The 13,488-nt window shown below is 57.7% G+C and carries 17 protein-coding genes; 4 read left to right on the top strand and 13 right to left on the bottom strand.

Going from position 1 to position 13,488, the window contains the following annotated elements:
• Positions 1-62: 62 nt before the first annotated feature.
• The 9 genes from ACQUWM_RS05110 to ACQUWM_RS05070 form a co-directional block, all read right to left on the bottom strand.
• On the bottom strand, positions 63-380 hold the full coding sequence (locus ACQUWM_RS05110) for a hypothetical protein (protein ID WP_428921398.1): 318 nt from the start codon (positions 378-380) through the stop codon (positions 63-65).
• Between the two features lie 53 nt (positions 381-433).
• On the bottom strand, positions 434-1,507 hold the full coding sequence (locus ACQUWM_RS05105; protein ID WP_428921397.1) for a class I SAM-dependent methyltransferase: 1,074 nt from the start codon (positions 1,505-1,507) through the stop codon (positions 434-436).
• 92 nt (positions 1,508-1,599) lie between these two features.
• Complete coding sequence (locus ACQUWM_RS05100; RefSeq protein WP_428921396.1) at positions 1,600-2,307, bottom strand: aspartate/glutamate racemase family protein; 708 nt, start codon at positions 2,305-2,307, stop codon at positions 1,600-1,602.
• Positions 2,308-2,404: 97 nt separating this feature from the next.
• A complete protein-coding gene (locus tag ACQUWM_RS05095; protein WP_428921437.1) occupies positions 2,405-2,803 on the bottom strand; it encodes a DUF4399 domain-containing protein in 399 nt (132 codons plus the stop codon).
• A 299-nt stretch (positions 2,804-3,102) separates the two neighbouring features.
• The gene (locus tag ACQUWM_RS05090) at positions 3,103-3,834 is read right to left on the bottom strand and encodes a glucose 1-dehydrogenase (RefSeq protein WP_428921395.1); all 732 of its coding nucleotides are present in this window, start codon (positions 3,832-3,834) and stop codon (positions 3,103-3,105) included.
• A gap of 29 nt (positions 3,835-3,863) precedes the next feature.
• Positions 3,864-5,150: a cation:proton antiporter gene (locus tag ACQUWM_RS05085; protein WP_428921394.1), complete on the bottom strand. Its 1,287-nt coding sequence runs from the start codon at positions 5,148-5,150 to the stop codon at positions 3,864-3,866.
• Between the two features lie 79 nt (positions 5,151-5,229).
• Entirely contained in the window at positions 5,230-5,970 is a 741-nt protein-coding gene (locus ACQUWM_RS05080; RefSeq protein WP_428921393.1) for a hypothetical protein, read from the bottom strand.
• Positions 5,971-6,275: 305 nt separating this feature from the next.
• Positions 6,276-7,154 (bottom strand): hypothetical protein, encoded by an 879-nt coding sequence (locus ACQUWM_RS05075; RefSeq protein ID WP_428921392.1) that lies wholly within the window; start codon positions 7,152-7,154, stop codon positions 6,276-6,278.
• A gap of 24 nt (positions 7,155-7,178) precedes the next feature.
• Positions 7,179-7,907: an SGNH/GDSL hydrolase family protein gene (locus ACQUWM_RS05070; protein ID WP_428921391.1), complete on the bottom strand. Its 729-nt coding sequence runs from the start codon at positions 7,905-7,907 to the stop codon at positions 7,179-7,181.
• Between the two features lie 151 nt (positions 7,908-8,058).
• On the opposite strand from ACQUWM_RS05070, the gene ACQUWM_RS05065 reads away from it, so the two are divergent.
• Positions 8,059-9,033 (top strand): tetratricopeptide repeat protein, encoded by a 975-nt coding sequence (locus ACQUWM_RS05065; RefSeq protein WP_428921390.1) that lies wholly within the window; start codon positions 8,059-8,061, stop codon positions 9,031-9,033.
• A gap of 112 nt (positions 9,034-9,145) precedes the next feature.
• On the opposite strand, the gene ACQUWM_RS05060 is transcribed toward ACQUWM_RS05065, so the two are convergent.
• Complete coding sequence (locus tag ACQUWM_RS05060; protein ID WP_428921389.1) at positions 9,146-9,607, bottom strand: methyltransferase family protein; 462 nt, start codon at positions 9,605-9,607, stop codon at positions 9,146-9,148.
• 228 nt (positions 9,608-9,835) lie between these two features.
• Between ACQUWM_RS05060 and ACQUWM_RS05055 the strand changes: the two genes are divergently transcribed.
• Complete coding sequence (locus ACQUWM_RS05055; RefSeq protein ID WP_428921388.1) at positions 9,836-10,486, top strand: TIGR02117 family protein; 651 nt, start codon at positions 9,836-9,838, stop codon at positions 10,484-10,486.
• 22 nt (positions 10,487-10,508) lie between these two features.
• Here ACQUWM_RS05055 and ACQUWM_RS05050 read toward each other — a convergent pair whose 3' ends face one another.
• Positions 10,509-11,468 carry a LysR family transcriptional regulator gene (locus tag ACQUWM_RS05050; protein WP_428921387.1) on the bottom strand — a complete coding sequence of 320 codons (960 nt, stop codon included), beginning with the start codon at positions 11,466-11,468 and terminating at the stop codon, positions 10,509-10,511.
• A 116-nt stretch (positions 11,469-11,584) separates the two neighbouring features.
• On the opposite strand from ACQUWM_RS05050, the gene ACQUWM_RS05045 reads away from it, so the two are divergent.
• Complete coding sequence (locus ACQUWM_RS05045) at positions 11,585-11,812, top strand: hypothetical protein (RefSeq protein ID WP_428921386.1); 228 nt, start codon at positions 11,585-11,587, stop codon at positions 11,810-11,812.
• Position 11,813: 1 nt separating this feature from the next.
• Here the strand turns inward: ACQUWM_RS05045 and ACQUWM_RS05040 are convergent, their stop codons facing one another.
• Complete coding sequence (locus ACQUWM_RS05040) at positions 11,814-12,080, bottom strand: DksA/TraR family C4-type zinc finger protein (protein WP_407000825.1); 267 nt, start codon at positions 12,078-12,080, stop codon at positions 11,814-11,816.
• Positions 12,081-12,221: 141 nt separating this feature from the next.
• Between ACQUWM_RS05040 and ACQUWM_RS05035 the strand changes: the two genes are divergently transcribed.
• Positions 12,222-12,554 carry a DUF3135 domain-containing protein gene (locus ACQUWM_RS05035; protein WP_428921385.1) on the top strand — a complete coding sequence of 111 codons (333 nt, stop codon included), beginning with the start codon at positions 12,222-12,224 and terminating at the stop codon, positions 12,552-12,554.
• Positions 12,555-12,592: 38 nt separating this feature from the next.
• Here ACQUWM_RS05035 and ACQUWM_RS05030 read toward each other — a convergent pair whose 3' ends face one another.
• Positions 12,593-13,465, bottom strand: coding sequence for an MBL fold metallo-hydrolase (locus tag ACQUWM_RS05030; RefSeq protein WP_428921384.1), 873 nt, complete (start codon positions 13,463-13,465; stop codon positions 12,593-12,595).
• Between the last annotated feature and the right edge of the window lie 23 nt (positions 13,466-13,488).

Genomic DNA, 13,488 nt, shown 5'->3' with positions numbered 1-13,488 from the left:
GGTCGTTTTTCCAGAGGGATTGCTTAAGGTTTTGATGCGTTGAAAAGCTAACTATAACGGCTCTATTTATTGGAATAGGACTCAGGCACAAAAGCATAGGCTTGCCTTACCTGGTGCATGATCATTGTCGCGTCTTCGGCTTCCAGGCCTATTTTCATCAACTGCGGCATAACCAGTCTGCCAACCTTCGAGCTTTCTGATCGAATGATCTTATGCCTGACAAACACTTTCGCTATATCTTCCGGGGTAGCGTTCCTGTCTTTCCGGATGAGCTGGCCGATGTCATTGGCGCAGGACTGTTTCGCCGGGTCTTTGTTGCGGTTACTGCGGAAGGCCAGAAACACCAAAACGATGAATACCGCTACAGACAAATACTTCATATCCCGAACCTGGTCTTTTTGAATGGAAGTCGCGAATTTCGGGTTAGTACCCTTTAGCCCCGTGAGGCGATGAAGTAGTTATTGAAGATATCGCCCTCAACCTGTTTGACTTCTACCTGGGTAAATCCTGCTTCTGTCAACATTTGTCGCGCGGTCTGTTCGCCCCACATCGCGCCCAGGCCCGGTCCGTTGAGCCCCATCGACACTGGCACACAGTGCATGCAGGAAATCGTATACATGAACGGCCCTGCGGGGAAGTCCAGGTTCTCGTGGACCTTGCTGGATGCCCCAAAATCAACCATCAGAAATACGCCCTGGGGCCGCAGCGCCTGGGCAATGCCCGTCAACACCCGAGCCGGTTGCGCCTGGTCGTGGATTGCGTCAAACGCAGAGATGAAGTCAAACCGGTTTTGGACCTCCAGCGAACTTGCGTCACGCAACTCGAATTGCGCATTGGTCAGTCCAAGTTCCTGCGCTTCCCTGCGTCCTTCACGAAGCCCTTCTTCGGAAATGTCGTAACCGACAAACTGGCTTTTGGGAAACGCTTGCGCCATCAGATTGATTGCGTGTCCACACCCGCATCCGACGTCGGCCACCTGGATACCGGCCTGCAAACGCTCAACCAAACCGGGCACAATCGGCAGCATCGAATCAACCAGGGCGACATCATGAATGGCTGCGCTGTCTTCCGCCATCAGTTGATGAAATCGTGGGTAGGCAGAGTAGGGCAAGCCTCCGCCATTGCGGAAACGCTCGAGGATGGATTCCTCGACTTGCGCCAACAGGGGAATGAACTGCGCCGGGCGAGCCAGATTGTCGGGCCCGGCGCTTCGGGTCAGCGTGGCGGCATGCTCGGGCGGCAATGAATACGTCGCGTTCTCCGGGTCATAGTCAATCACCAGCCCGGTCACCATCGCGCCGAGCCATTCGCGCACATAGCGTTGGTTCAACCCCGCCACTTCTGCGATCCGTTTGTCCGTCGAAGGCGGTAAATCCGCCATGATATCGAACAAGCCGATCTGATGACCGATACTTGCCATCTGTGCGAGGGCGGCGTGGTTGAGAACGTCCAGCATGTGCCCGGCGAAGGCCTCTGCTTTTGCATAATCAAGCGTTTGACTGCTCATGGGGAACCTCCTCATGCCAGGTCTTGATCTACGAAGCAGGACAATTCATACCCGGGACCTGGCCTTTTCAATCAGGGTAGCCCATTCCGGGGCTATTCGGACTGAACCTGAGTTCCCAAAGCAAGCTGGACAGCGTAATCCGCATGGATTTCCGTGGTGTCGTACAACTTCACCGCTGTATCCGCTTCCTGAATCAGCAGCCCGATCTCGGTACAGCCCAATATGACCCCCTGGGCTCCGCGATCAGCGAGGGAAGACACCACCTCAAGGTACGCCGCCTTTGAGTCAGGGTTGATCACTCCCCGGCACAGTTCCTCATAGATAACGGAATGAACAACGTCTCTCTGGGCTTCGTCGGGCACGATAACGTTGATGCCGCGCGCCTGGAGCCGTTCCCGGTAAAATGCCTGCTCCATCGTGAACCTTGTGCCAAGCAATCCCACGGACGTGACCCCATCCTTGATGAGAGCATTGGCGGTGGCATCCGCGATATGGAGGAGGGGAATCGAAGCTGTTTCTTCGATTTGGGGGGCAACCTTGTGCATGGTGTTGGTGCAAATGACGAGAAAATCCGCACCTGCGGATTCCACTGAGCGCGCTGCCGCGCCCAGAATCTCAGCCGTTGCGGCCCAATCGCCCTGATGCTGAAGCGTCTCAATCTCTGCAAAATCCACGCTGTAGAGAACAAGCCTGGCGGAATGCAGGCCACCTAGCTTCTCCCGCACTTTTTGATTGATCAACCGGTAATAGGTCTGGGTTGATTCCCAGCTCATCCCGCCGATCAGTCCGAGTGTTTTCATTCAGAACCTCCGTGTTAAACGTTTTCGCCACCAAATGTACTGTAGTGCACGACCTCCGGTTCAAGTTCCCGGAGAGTTTTCAGACACTCAATGTAGATTATTCCACCGTAATGGTGATCTTTTCCGACATAACCGGTGGCTGGTGGGGCACGTGCATGTAGTCGCCCAATAGCAACTGCAGGGTATGTTCACCCGGCTCCAATTCCAGCTCGGTACTGGTCTGGCCTCCGCCGAAGTGAATAACCTGATCCGTCGACGGCAACGGCGCATCCATGGGTGGCAGAGTATCCACATCGACCAAGAGATGGTGATGGCCGCTATTTTCCTTGTCAGTGCCTGCCTTGGCGACCTCCATACCTTCCAGGCCGAATTCCACAGTCACCGGACTGGTGACGGAGTCCCCGTCCCCTGGACTGAGTATGGTGACTTCCGCATTTGCCGGTGCGCTCGCGCGCTCAGTGGTCGGGTTTTCGGTCGCTCCTTCGCTTTCATTCATAGCCGCCTGGTCCTGCGCCATGGGATCTTCTTCCTCACGGCTATCGGAACAGCCTTGCAGCAAAATGCCGGTGGTGAAAAGAATACTGATCAGCGAGATTTTTGACGGTGCATGCATGGCTAATCCCTCCTTGTGCCATCGATGACTCGGGAAGAGCCAGCGCTTCAAATGACGACGGCTGGCCCATGTTTGATACTACAAGCAAGATAACAAAAAGCTAAAGATAAAAAACTGTGTGGTCAGGATCCACTCACAAAGGCATCGCCCTTCGCCGTCATGATTGAGATTTCTGTAGTAGCCTATCGCCCCCCGGCAACATCCAGCAGCGACCCCGTTACATACGACGCCTCGTCGGATAGCAACCAGGCAATGGTATGGGCCACTTCCTCCGGTTGACCGCCGCGTTTGAGGGGAATAGTGGGCGTCAGCCGTTCAACCCGGCCGGATTCGCCGCCATCGGCGTGGATGTCGGTATGAATAAATCCGGGGCGGACGCCGTTTACACGAATCTTCCTCTCCGCCGCCTCGGCAGACAACCCCTTAGTCATTGCATCCATGGCGGCCTTTGATGCCGCATAATCCACGTATTCAAAAGGGGAGCCGGTGCGGGCGGCCAGGGAAGACACGTTCACGATAGCACCGTCGTCGGGCATCCGCCGCATGGCCTCGCGGCAGCAGAGGAAGCAACTGGTGACATTGGTGGTCATCACCCGGTTAAAGCGCTCGACATCCATATCCACCAGCCGCGATTGGGTAAACAACACGCCAACGTTATTCACCAAAGCCGTTACCGGTCCAAACGCCTGCTCCGTGGCATCGAACAGCGCGATGACGTCCTGTTCCTGGCTTACATCGGCCTGAAAGGCGAGGGCGGTTCCGCCGTCGGCGATAATATCTGCCACCACTGCCTCGGCCTGCTCAACCCGGGAGCGGTAATTCACGCACACCGCGTAACCCTTCGATGCCAGCAGCTTTGCCGTGGCAGCTCCGATTCCGCGGCTGGCGCCGGTGATGATGGCTACGTGTTGCATGGGCGACTTCCTCGGTTTTGTTGCGAAATCTACGGCCACCATTTCAGGATGATCGGCCTGACGGTTAGCCCATGGATGATGATCGAGAGCACGACAACAACCAGCGTAATGTGGATGAACTCTACGTCCACCTCTTCCGGCAAACCAAAGACGATTGCGAACATCAGGTAATAGATTGAGCCGATGCCACGCACGCCGAACCAGCCGACCAGCATCTGCAGCCTGAGGGGCGTTCCAGAACCAAGCAGGCCGAGGAAGACGCTGACGGGGCGAACAACCAGAAACAGGAACAGCGCCAGGCCGACTGCTCTGAAGCTCCAGGAGTCAAGAAACAGCATCCCGCCCAGCAACACAACGAGTACCAGCTCAGACAGCCGCTCCAGCGGTTCCTTGAAAAGCAGGGAACCTTCGGACACCTGCGGGCTATACTGCGGCGTCCGCATTGCGGTGTGAGCCGAAGATTCCGGTACCGCGTGTGCGTTATTGCCGGGCGCGTCCATACCCGCCAGCTTGAGTTCTGTTTGCCGAAGCGATATAGCCGCCACAAACACCGCCAGAAATCCCCAGGCCTGGAGTGCCAGGCAGACACCATAGACCACACCGATCAAGCCCAGCCCCAGAAAGTCGTCCAGCAATGGGCCTTCGCTGTCCAGAAGACGCTGCTTCTGGACAATTCGCGCCAACAACTGTCCCAACACCAGCCCGACAACCAGCGCAGACAGCGTCGACCACAAGACGTCCTTCAGCACCCAGGCGCCCAGCAGTTCGGCACTGGCCGGAGCGTTCATCAGAGCCAGTCCCAGCATGATGAACGGGAAGGCACTGCCATCGTTCATGCCGGCTTCACTGGTCAGGGTGAATCGTAACGGGTCCGTATCGCCCACGTGCCGAACCTGAACCTCCGTTGCCAGCACGGGATCGGTGGGCGCGAGAATGCCGCCGAGCAGGATTGCCGCGCCGAGAGGCAGCGCCAGCACGTAATGAGCAAACGCTGCGGTCAGGGCGACACTGATAGTCATGGACAGGAAGGCAAGTCGCACCGGAGCGCGCCACTCCCGCCAACGGAATGGCAGCGGCATTTTCATGCCGGCAATGAACAGTGACACCAGCACCGCAACTTCGGCGAGCACTTCCAGCAAATGCGCTTCTTTGAGGGGATTGAAATGGAAGGCCCCAAACACCGTCGGCCCGAGCACTACCCCAACCGCCAGGTAAACCATGGGCTGTGTCAGATTGAAACGCTGCAGAATGGATGACCGCAAACCCATCATGATCAACAGGCTTCCGATCAACACAAACCAGACGGCGATGGTCAAGGTGGTTCTCCGATCCAGGGCCAGTTCAGACGTTATCGTATCCTGAGACCGGTCCGCGAGGGTAAGTCAAAAAGCACCATTAACCGAATAGGATATCCGTTAGACCTTTACGCTTACCTTTATCGTCATCGCCGTTGCTATCATCACCACTGCCGTCATCAGACCCGCCATCGCCAGTGCTGTCATCACCACCGCCGTCATCAGTACCGCCAGTACCATCGTCGCTTCCTGAGCCATCATCCTCCGGAGGTGTCGGTGCCGGGGGAATGGACTCAAGGTTTCCGCTAGAGATCAGGTCTACAAATGCCTGATAGCTATCCACATTGGGCATGTTTCTCACCGCGGCTGAAAAAGCATCAAGCAGCTGGTCCACGGCATCGTTGATCTCGAAGCTGGAATGGAAAGGATCAAACCCGTCGTCCGGCAGGTTATAGTTTGCCCCCCGTAGCGCACCCAGAAACTCCTCCTGGGCCTGGCTCAGGCTACCAACGGCCGTTGTGCGCTCATCTTGTTCAAACCAGTCCATTGGCGCCCTGGACGCGGACAGGGCAATAATCAGATCCGTAAACGGGGTGATGTTGATGTTGCCTTCCGAGTCGGCATAGCTGTGCAGGATGTTATCCTCGCCTTCTCCAGTAACTCGCAAGGAACAGGGTAAAGAAGACGCCTCCACTTGCCCCAGAAACCCGCCGGAATCATCGGTGGTTACGGACTCAATAAAGCCTTCCCCACCGTCACAGCGTGCATCAACCGGCGCGTTGGCAATCGGGGCGCCAACAGCGGCCCGCCCGGAAAGTGCCACTAGCTGATCACCGGCCACATCACCTGAATCGTCCGATGAAGGTCCCGAAGGGCTACAACCATGCAATGCGACTGCCAGAGCCAGGAGTCCAGCCCTCTTTGATATCCATGTCATGGTCAAACCCTCTGTCAGCACCCGACATGAGAGTTGCAGGCAAAATGAACGCCACAGGGTAAGAAGTTTCGTGAAAACAGAGTGGGGGAAAGCGGGATAAGAGCCTGTTATTGCGAGATTGTAAAATATGCCGACACAACAAACCTACCGTGACTTGTTACCCCGGCAACCGGTATCAAAGAATCCTCAAGACTTCGCAGGCGTTTCATTCATCCGTTTTTGCCCGCATTCGCTTCGGAAATACGATCCAGCTCCCCCAGCTTCTGCCCACTGATGAGATTCCGAAAGATCTGGGCGGTCATGAACGGTGCCGAACCATCCACATTGGGTGCGCCCGAACCCGCAGCCATATCACGGCGATTCACCGTCCGCGTTTCAAAAGACAGCCGTGTCAGACTCGTGGTGTTGGGAACGCTCGCGTGCAGGTGGGCCCCTGAAAAACACAGGAGGTCACCGGGTAACAGGCTGACCACCAGGGCGTCGTCCCAGTTAGGCGCCTCGGTTGCCGTCGGCAGAAGCGGGTAACCGGGAGCGCTTTTCGTCCGGTGTGCCTGCACCATCTCCTGAAAGTTCCAGTCCGCGCTGTTGTTCTCGACGGTCCGCGCAAAAAAGCCGGGGAAAATTGCGAGGGTTCGCTCTGGCGTTGTCTCGTAAAGTGGCGCCCACCAGTTAACCTGTGCCGGCAGATTGGACCCCCAGGTGTCCCGGTGAGCGCACAGCGGTTGGGTTCGCTCGCCTTGTGCTCCCGATCTGGGTGGCTGGACACGAATGACCATGCTGTCGCCGTAGGTCTCGTCCAGATCGGTATGGATCGCGGAAAGCACCTGTCGCCACGCCAGATCCACGTTGCTGTCCTTTCTGATTACTGTGCGCAATGCCTCATTGGCCTGTTCGATTTCGCTGGAAGACATGGTGTGATGGACTTGGGTCGGATCACTGCCGAAATACCTGATGCAATGGGCACGCAGTTGATCCGTTAACTGAACCATCGCATCAAAACCACGAAAAATGATCAGCTCACCCCGATAGAGTCTGGTATTGCGCTCGGTCTCGGGCAGGGGCGTTGCCAGTTGATACAAAGCGGACATGGCCCGGCACCTTTTCAGGATGGATCATGGGGCCGGCTGATCCGGGAACCAGTCTTCACAGGCCAGAACCTCCGCAATGGCCCGGTAGCCCTTGTCACTTGGATGATAGCCATCGCTGGCCAGAAGCGAAACATCAGTGATTGCCGGGTAACTCCGGTACTGGAAATCCCCGGGCGCATGCCTGGCCAGTTGTTCGTAGACCCGGTTCAGCTGCCGGGCCCGCCACCCCATGATTTGCCGGAGCGGGGAGGGCAACGCCGTGAACAGGTGCATGGGCGGCACACTCAGCAGGCAAATCGGCCCCGGGTAACGCGGGGCAAGCATCTCGCGGAGTGCGAGTAGTTGCCGCCGGAACCGATGCCTGGGGGTAAAGCCGGTGGTGTCATTGACGCCCATGCTCAGCAGCACCACGTCCGCCTGCGGTAATTCCATGCTGGCCAGTATCTGGTTGAGTTGTCCCATACGGATGCCGTTGACGCCGAAGGTGTGCCAGGCAATGGTTTGGCCTGTACGCTCACGCAGTTGCAGTGCCAGCTGGCTCGCAAGGCCCTGCTCATGGCGAGACGCGCCCACGCCAGCCGCGGTGGATTCGCCGAGGACCAGAAAACGTATATCCGGCGTACCCTCACCGTACTGGCCGCAGGGGGAACCCTGGGCTTCCGGCAGCCGGGGCGTATGCTTCCGGGCGCGCTTGCCCTGGTACAGCAGGACCGGGAAGAGTAGGGCGGTGGTTAACCAGAAGGGTAGGTGCATGGGATTCCCGTTGGGTTTCTTGCCATTTACAAAGTAACCATACCTGTTTTCCCGGATCAGAATTGGCGTTTATTCAAAGGGTGCCGAAATCTGGGCCAATGGGGGACATTCTTTCCTGTGGTGGAATTGCCCAAACCACGGAGTAAAAAAAATGCTAAAAAAAGCCCTGTCTCTGGTCATCCTTATCATCGCGAGTGCCCAGGTTTTCGCGGAACAGGCCTGGCAACCCTACCCGGAAGATCTCCAGTCTTTCAACTACACAGAACAGGACCTTGCTGAACATTGGCAGGATCTGACTGACGGATTTCGTGGCCCTCTGCCAACGTCAGAGAGCCTTCGTGCAGACGCTGAGCGTTGGCCCGAAATGTACGACTTCACGCAGAATCATCTGCAAACGATCGCCCGCTCCCATCCGGATCTGGCGTCGCTCTCGGAAGGCGAGCTGAGCAATTCCTTCGATGCCTACGCCCGAGAGTTGCGCCGAGCCTGGGCACTGCTGTTCAACGGCCAGTTCCGGGAAGCGCGGGATCTGGGCCTCGCTCTGGGGCCGGCCGGCTACTTTCCGGGGCTTTATGCCCAGTCTCTCTACGCAACGCTGATCGAGAGCGATGAGGACACGCGCAGGCAGCTTCTCAAAGAGGTCATCACCCTGACCGAGGACATCATGCCCATGGCGCCTGACCACCCGATGATCCGGTTTGGCAACGCCTATGGCAAGGCAAGGATACTCGAGAACCTGTCCGCCTCCGAGGCCTTGGGAACTGGCTATACCTCAGAAGTTATCGATACTTTGGAAGCGTTGCTTGAAGACGATCCTGACAATATCTATGCGGTGACATTATTTGGTGGCGTACAGTCCGGCATCATCGAAAAAGCCGGAAGCCTGATTGCCCGGATGACCTACGGCGCAAAAGAATCGTCGATGGAAGACCAGTTCAACAAGGCCATGCGGTTATCGCCGGACTATCCGGGCGTGTACTACGAATACGCCCGGGCAAAAATGAAAATTGATGAAGAGAAAGAAGCGCTTGCCCTGTTGAAGAAAACGGAGGGGATGACTGCCATAAGCGCCGAAGAGGCCCTGCTGCTGGAGGCGTCAAACCGCCTTCGGCAATCGTTGGAGTAAAACGGGGCGGATCCTCTCGGCACTCATAACTTCCCGCTTCCTCCAGCAATGCAGAGGCTATGCCTCTTCTGGAGGCACCCGGCGCTGTATAGTTGCGAAAATTCACTGTGAATCACAGCCAGCGCCGAACACGCTGCTCATAATCCAGGAAGGTATCCCCGAACAGGTCTCGCAGCGCTCGTTCCTCCGGAGCGATCTGGAAGCGGTTCATGTACATCACAAAACCCACCACGCCGAGAAATGCCCAGCCAGAGCCCAGGAAAATAGCCCAGGCCAGCAACCATAGCGCAAACCCGACATACATCGGATTGCGGGAATACTGGTAAACCCCGGAACTGACCAGGGCGGAGCTGGCTTCGGGCGGGCGTGGATCCACAGTGGTCTGGGCCTGCCGGAAGGCGAAGACGCCGGCAACCGGGAACAGGGTGCCCAACACAAACACGGCGACGGCTATAACGTTCAGTATTGCGCTGTCTATGCCGAGGGGCGGCGTGGAAGAAGCGAGACCCCACATGGCCGCGCCGAAAATAACCACCAACAGCAGGGGAGGGATGCGTTTTTCCAACATGGTCAATCCAGCGCCTTTTCATGTGAATCAATTCCCGGACCGGAGCTCGCTTCAGGAATGGCAGCTACAGGAGGGGGCTGTCCTCAAGCTCCGTGTACCGGGGTAAACTATCCGAGAACTCATACCACTCAGCCGCAGAGGCAGGTTCCTTTGAGCATTAATCCTCACTTTGGCAAATGGGTTGAGTTAAGCAGTACTGTAGGTTACTGCAGTCTCACTCAATGGGGCATCAGGATGAAATCAATTGGCCTACTTTTCGTGTTGTTCGCCATATATGGATGTTCCGGAAAACCCCTTGTCATCAAGCCGGACGTCGAAGCTGACAGCTCCCGCACGAGCAAGCTGTACGTTGTGAGCCATGGTTGGCATGTAGGGCTCGCACTGGCCGCTGAAGAACTTAACTCTGCACTTCCGGACCTGAAGGAGTGGTTTTCAGGGGCTGAGTATTACGAACTGGGGTGGGGCGATGCAGGCTTCTATCAGGCCAATGAAATCACATCAGGCGTCACGCTACAGGCCATCCTCTGGTCCCAGGGAGCGGTGGTACATCTTGTGGCGTTGCCGGTATCCCCCGATGAGTACTTCCCCGGTACGAATGTTGTCGACACCTGCCTGACCCCTGAAGAACTCGATTCCCTGACTCAATACCTGTCCAACAGCTTTACCCGGGACGAATCCGGCAACCTGATTGAGCTCAAGCGCGGAATCTATGGCGACAGCCAGTTCTATGAAGGCGAGGGCCGGTACCACCTGCTCAATACCAGTAACAAATGGGCCGCGAAGGCGCTGAAGAGTGCGGGCATGGCGTTATCACCCACGTTCAAGCTGACGGCCGACAGCGTTATGGGGTTTGTTGAGGAAAACCGCAAGGACTGCACCCGGTAAATCCAGGGGCCAGCGAAACAGACTAACCTAAAGGCCGCCCGGCAAGGCGCTGACTCTGCGCCCGGATGGCGTCCGTCAGAAAGTCCATCAGTGCATGAATCCTCACCACGCCCCGCAGGTCCGGGTGCATCAGGAACCACAGGCCGTATTCCAGCTCGGGGATGGGGTCGGTGAGCTGGACAATGTCGGGGTCTTCGTCCGCCAGATAACAGGGGAACACGGCCAGCCCCATGCGGGAACGAATGGCGCTGAGAATACTGACCAGGGTATCCACGCGGTAAACGCAGGCTTCCTTCAGCGCGTTGTTGTCCATCCACTGGTCCACCGAAGAATCCTGCAGCCGTGGCCCGGCGCCAATCCAGGGCTGACTGGCGAGGGCCTCAATGGGCGTGCCCGGAGTCAGGCCAAGGTCTTTGTGCCCGTAGACAGCCTGGCCGATGGCGGTCAGCGGGCGACCAATCAGGTTTTCCGGTGGGCGGTTGGACGGGCGGATAGCGACGTCCGCCTCACGGCGTGTGAGGTTGAACAACTGGTTGGAAACGGCAACGTCCAGCACGATGCCGGGATATTTATGCCGGAACTGGGTGAACAGCGGCGCCAGCACCCCCATCAGCAGCGAGTCCGTTGTGGTGGTCCAGATCTCGCCAGTGGGCTCCAGGTCACGGCCGGCCACTTTACGTTCGGCGGCCAGGGCAGCCTCGTCCATAACCCTGGCGGTGTCCGCCAGTTCTTCCCCAGCCAGCGTTGGCCGGTAACCGCTCCGGCTTCGCTCAAACAGAATCACCCCCAGGCGCTGTTCAACATCACCCAACCGCCGAAAGACCGTGGCATGGCTCACGCCCAATGCCCGCGACGCGCCGGACAGGGAGCCGGCAGTCGCAATGGCGAGCACCAGCTCAAAGTCATTCCACGCCAGATTACTCCGCGCTCTCTGTGCCGTGGCAGGGGATTTGCCGGGTTGTTTGTCTGTTCGTTTTTGCAAAGTCTGTTCTCACGTCTAGGGAATAGTTTGCAGTTAAGAACAATATTAGCATGTACCTGAACTCATAAGACAACCAGGGCGCCAGCCACCAGATGCAGCGCCGGGAGGACAGAGACATGTTGCTTTCAAAAGAGATGAACTACTTCCACGGCCACAACCCGTTAGCCTTCCGCGAGAATGATGACGTATCAGACCGGGGCGTTGACCGCTTGCCAGGGAACAGCATACCGACCAGATATCGCGATGGAATGGGAGGCATCAATCTTGAACTGGTACGGCGGGATCAGCGCCGGGCACGGCGAGAGTTTGTACAGGCAATGATAGGTCGCCTGGGCAAGCGTTGAGTTACCGGAGCTGGCTGTCCTTGCTGCCACGCCGGTTAATGCCGCCTGGAGACGTTTCCTGCTTCTCCAGCGCGGCCTGGCACTCAATACAAAGCCGAACCCCGGGAATCGCTTTGCGCCGCGCTTCCGGAATAGCACTGTCACACTCTTCGCAATGGGTGGCGCTTTCACCGCTTGCCAACTGGCTGCGTGCGCGTTGCACTTCATCCTCAACGCTCGCGTCGATCTGATCCTGAACGGCGCCATCCCGTGACCAACCACCTGCCATAGCGTTCTCCGATCTGTGAAGGAATCTCCGCCTGTGTTGGATATCGTACCGCAGTTTTCCGACTGGCGAACACGGGTTGCAGCGACTTAAATTAAAGAAGGTGCCGCACTGACTACCTGATTCCAGGAAAGGAGGATAGTCATGGATGTGCCCACGTTCGATGAGCTCAGGGATCTGCTCCAGCGTGACCCGGAAGGTTTCGAGAGTTTGCGCGCGGCGCTGATTGACGATTGTATTCGTGGCAGTCCGAGGCGCAATCAACGCCGGCTGCGGGGCCTTCAGTTCGTGATCGATGCCCGGCGACGGGTAGCCGGCAGCCCCGTGAAGGCACTACTGGATATTCAGGTCATGATGTACGACTCGCTTCTCGCCCTGCAACAGGCTCTGCTTGATCCGCCACGCCCCTCTGAACCATCCGCGCCGACCAGCGCACGAATCCTGAATTTTCGGGAGCCCCTGTCGCCGAAACGCTGACATCGGCGACAACGGGTTTCACTTTTCCCCGGGGCTGATCACGGCCACTGCATCTCGCCCTTGAGCACCTTGGCGCTCAGTTCGAGGCTGCTGTCGTCAAGCAACGCCGGGTACCTGGCTTTCATCGACTTGATCAGGCTTTCGCTGTCCCTGGCTTTCGGCAACTCCTTTTCCAAAGTCAGCAGGTAGTCGCGGGTGAAGCGCAGGTCGTCCAGGTTCAGCTTGGGCTCACCCAGGTAATGGCCGGGAATCAATGTGGTCGGTTGCAGGGCTTCCAGCTGGTCGAGGGATTCAAGCCAGGACTGACGAGCCTCGACGGTCTGCGCATCGGCGATCCAGGGGTGGATGTTGGCGTAGGTGAGTACCCCGCCGACCACGGTCCTGATGCTGGGAATCCACAGGCTGGTGTGCTTGGGATCGTGGCCGATCAACTGCAGGCTTTGCCCTTCCAGGGTCAGGCTATCGCCTTGCAGGGCTTCCGGCACCACGGTGCGCTCCGGTGCGCTGTCCTTGAGGATCGGCCCCCAATACGCCAGCTTGGGCTCGCGGCTTTTCTCGATATAAGCGACGGTCTCTGGCGTTGCCAGCACCTTGGCCTCGGGGTAGGCGCGGGTCAGGGTATCGAGGCCGAAGTAAAAATCCGGATCGCCGTGGCTGATGAAAATAGTGGTCAGGTTTTTGCCGCTGGCCTGAATGAGCTCGACCAACTCCTGGGCTTCGCTGTTGGAAAACTGGGCATCGATCAGGATCGCGTCGCGCTCGCCGGTGATCAACGTCGAGCTGACCGGGAAGATGGCGCTTTCGCCGGGGTTGTACACCTCGACGCTGAGCGGTTGCGCCAGGGCGGCGCAGGCACTGACGAGCAAAGCAGCGCCGGCGACGAGTTGGCGGACGATACGGGTAGTGGGCATGTTGACCTCCATTTCTTGAGTGG

It is taken from the genome of Marinobacter sp. DUT-3 (assembly GCF_050379435.1).
In the GTDB taxonomy this organism is placed as follows: Bacteria; Pseudomonadota; Gammaproteobacteria; order Pseudomonadales; family Oleiphilaceae; genus Marinobacter.
Note: the sequence above shows the minus strand (reverse complement) of the source record. Positions and strands in the feature narration are given on the sequence as shown.

Bases quoted from the DNA above. Each gene is read 5' to 3' on its own strand.
- ACQUWM_RS05100 (WP_428921396.1), bottom strand. From the start codon at position 2,307: ATGAAAACACTCGGACTGATCGGCGGGATGAGCTGGGAATCAACCCAG.
- ACQUWM_RS05070 (WP_428921391.1), bottom strand. From the start codon at position 7,907: ATGCACCTACCCTTCTGGTTAACCACCGCCCTACTCTTCCCGGTCCTG.
- ACQUWM_RS05030 (WP_428921384.1), bottom strand. From the start codon at position 13,465: ATGCCCACTACCCGTATCGTCCGCCAACTCGTCGCCGGCGCTGCTTTG.
- ACQUWM_RS05035 (WP_428921385.1), top strand. From the start codon at position 12,222: ATGGATGTGCCCACGTTCGATGAGCTCAGGGATCTGCTCCAGCGTGAC.
- ACQUWM_RS05065 (WP_428921390.1), top strand. From the start codon at position 8,059: ATGCTAAAAAAAGCCCTGTCTCTGGTCATCCTTATCATCGCGAGTGCC.
- ACQUWM_RS05045 (WP_428921386.1), top strand. From the start codon at position 11,585: ATGTTGCTTTCAAAAGAGATGAACTACTTCCACGGCCACAACCCGTTA.
- ACQUWM_RS05040 (WP_407000825.1), bottom strand. From the start codon at position 12,080: ATGGCAGGTGGTTGGTCACGGGATGGCGCCGTTCAGGATCAGATCGAC.
- ACQUWM_RS05075 (WP_428921392.1), bottom strand. From the start codon at position 7,154: ATGTCCGCTTTGTATCAACTGGCAACGCCCCTGCCCGAGACCGAGCGC.
- ACQUWM_RS05105 (WP_428921397.1), bottom strand. From the start codon at position 1,507: ATGAGCAGTCAAACGCTTGATTATGCAAAAGCAGAGGCCTTCGCCGGG.
- ACQUWM_RS05090 (WP_428921395.1), bottom strand. From the start codon at position 3,834: ATGCAACACGTAGCCATCATCACCGGCGCCAGCCGCGGAATCGGAGCT.
- ACQUWM_RS05110 (WP_428921398.1), bottom strand. From the start codon at position 380: ATGAAGTATTTGTCTGTAGCGGTATTCATCGTTTTGGTGTTTCTGGCC.
- ACQUWM_RS05095 (WP_428921437.1), bottom strand. From the start codon at position 2,803: ATGAATGAAAGCGAAGGAGCGACCGAAAACCCGACCACTGAGCGCGCG.
- ACQUWM_RS05055 (WP_428921388.1), top strand. From the start codon at position 9,836: ATGAAATCAATTGGCCTACTTTTCGTGTTGTTCGCCATATATGGATGT.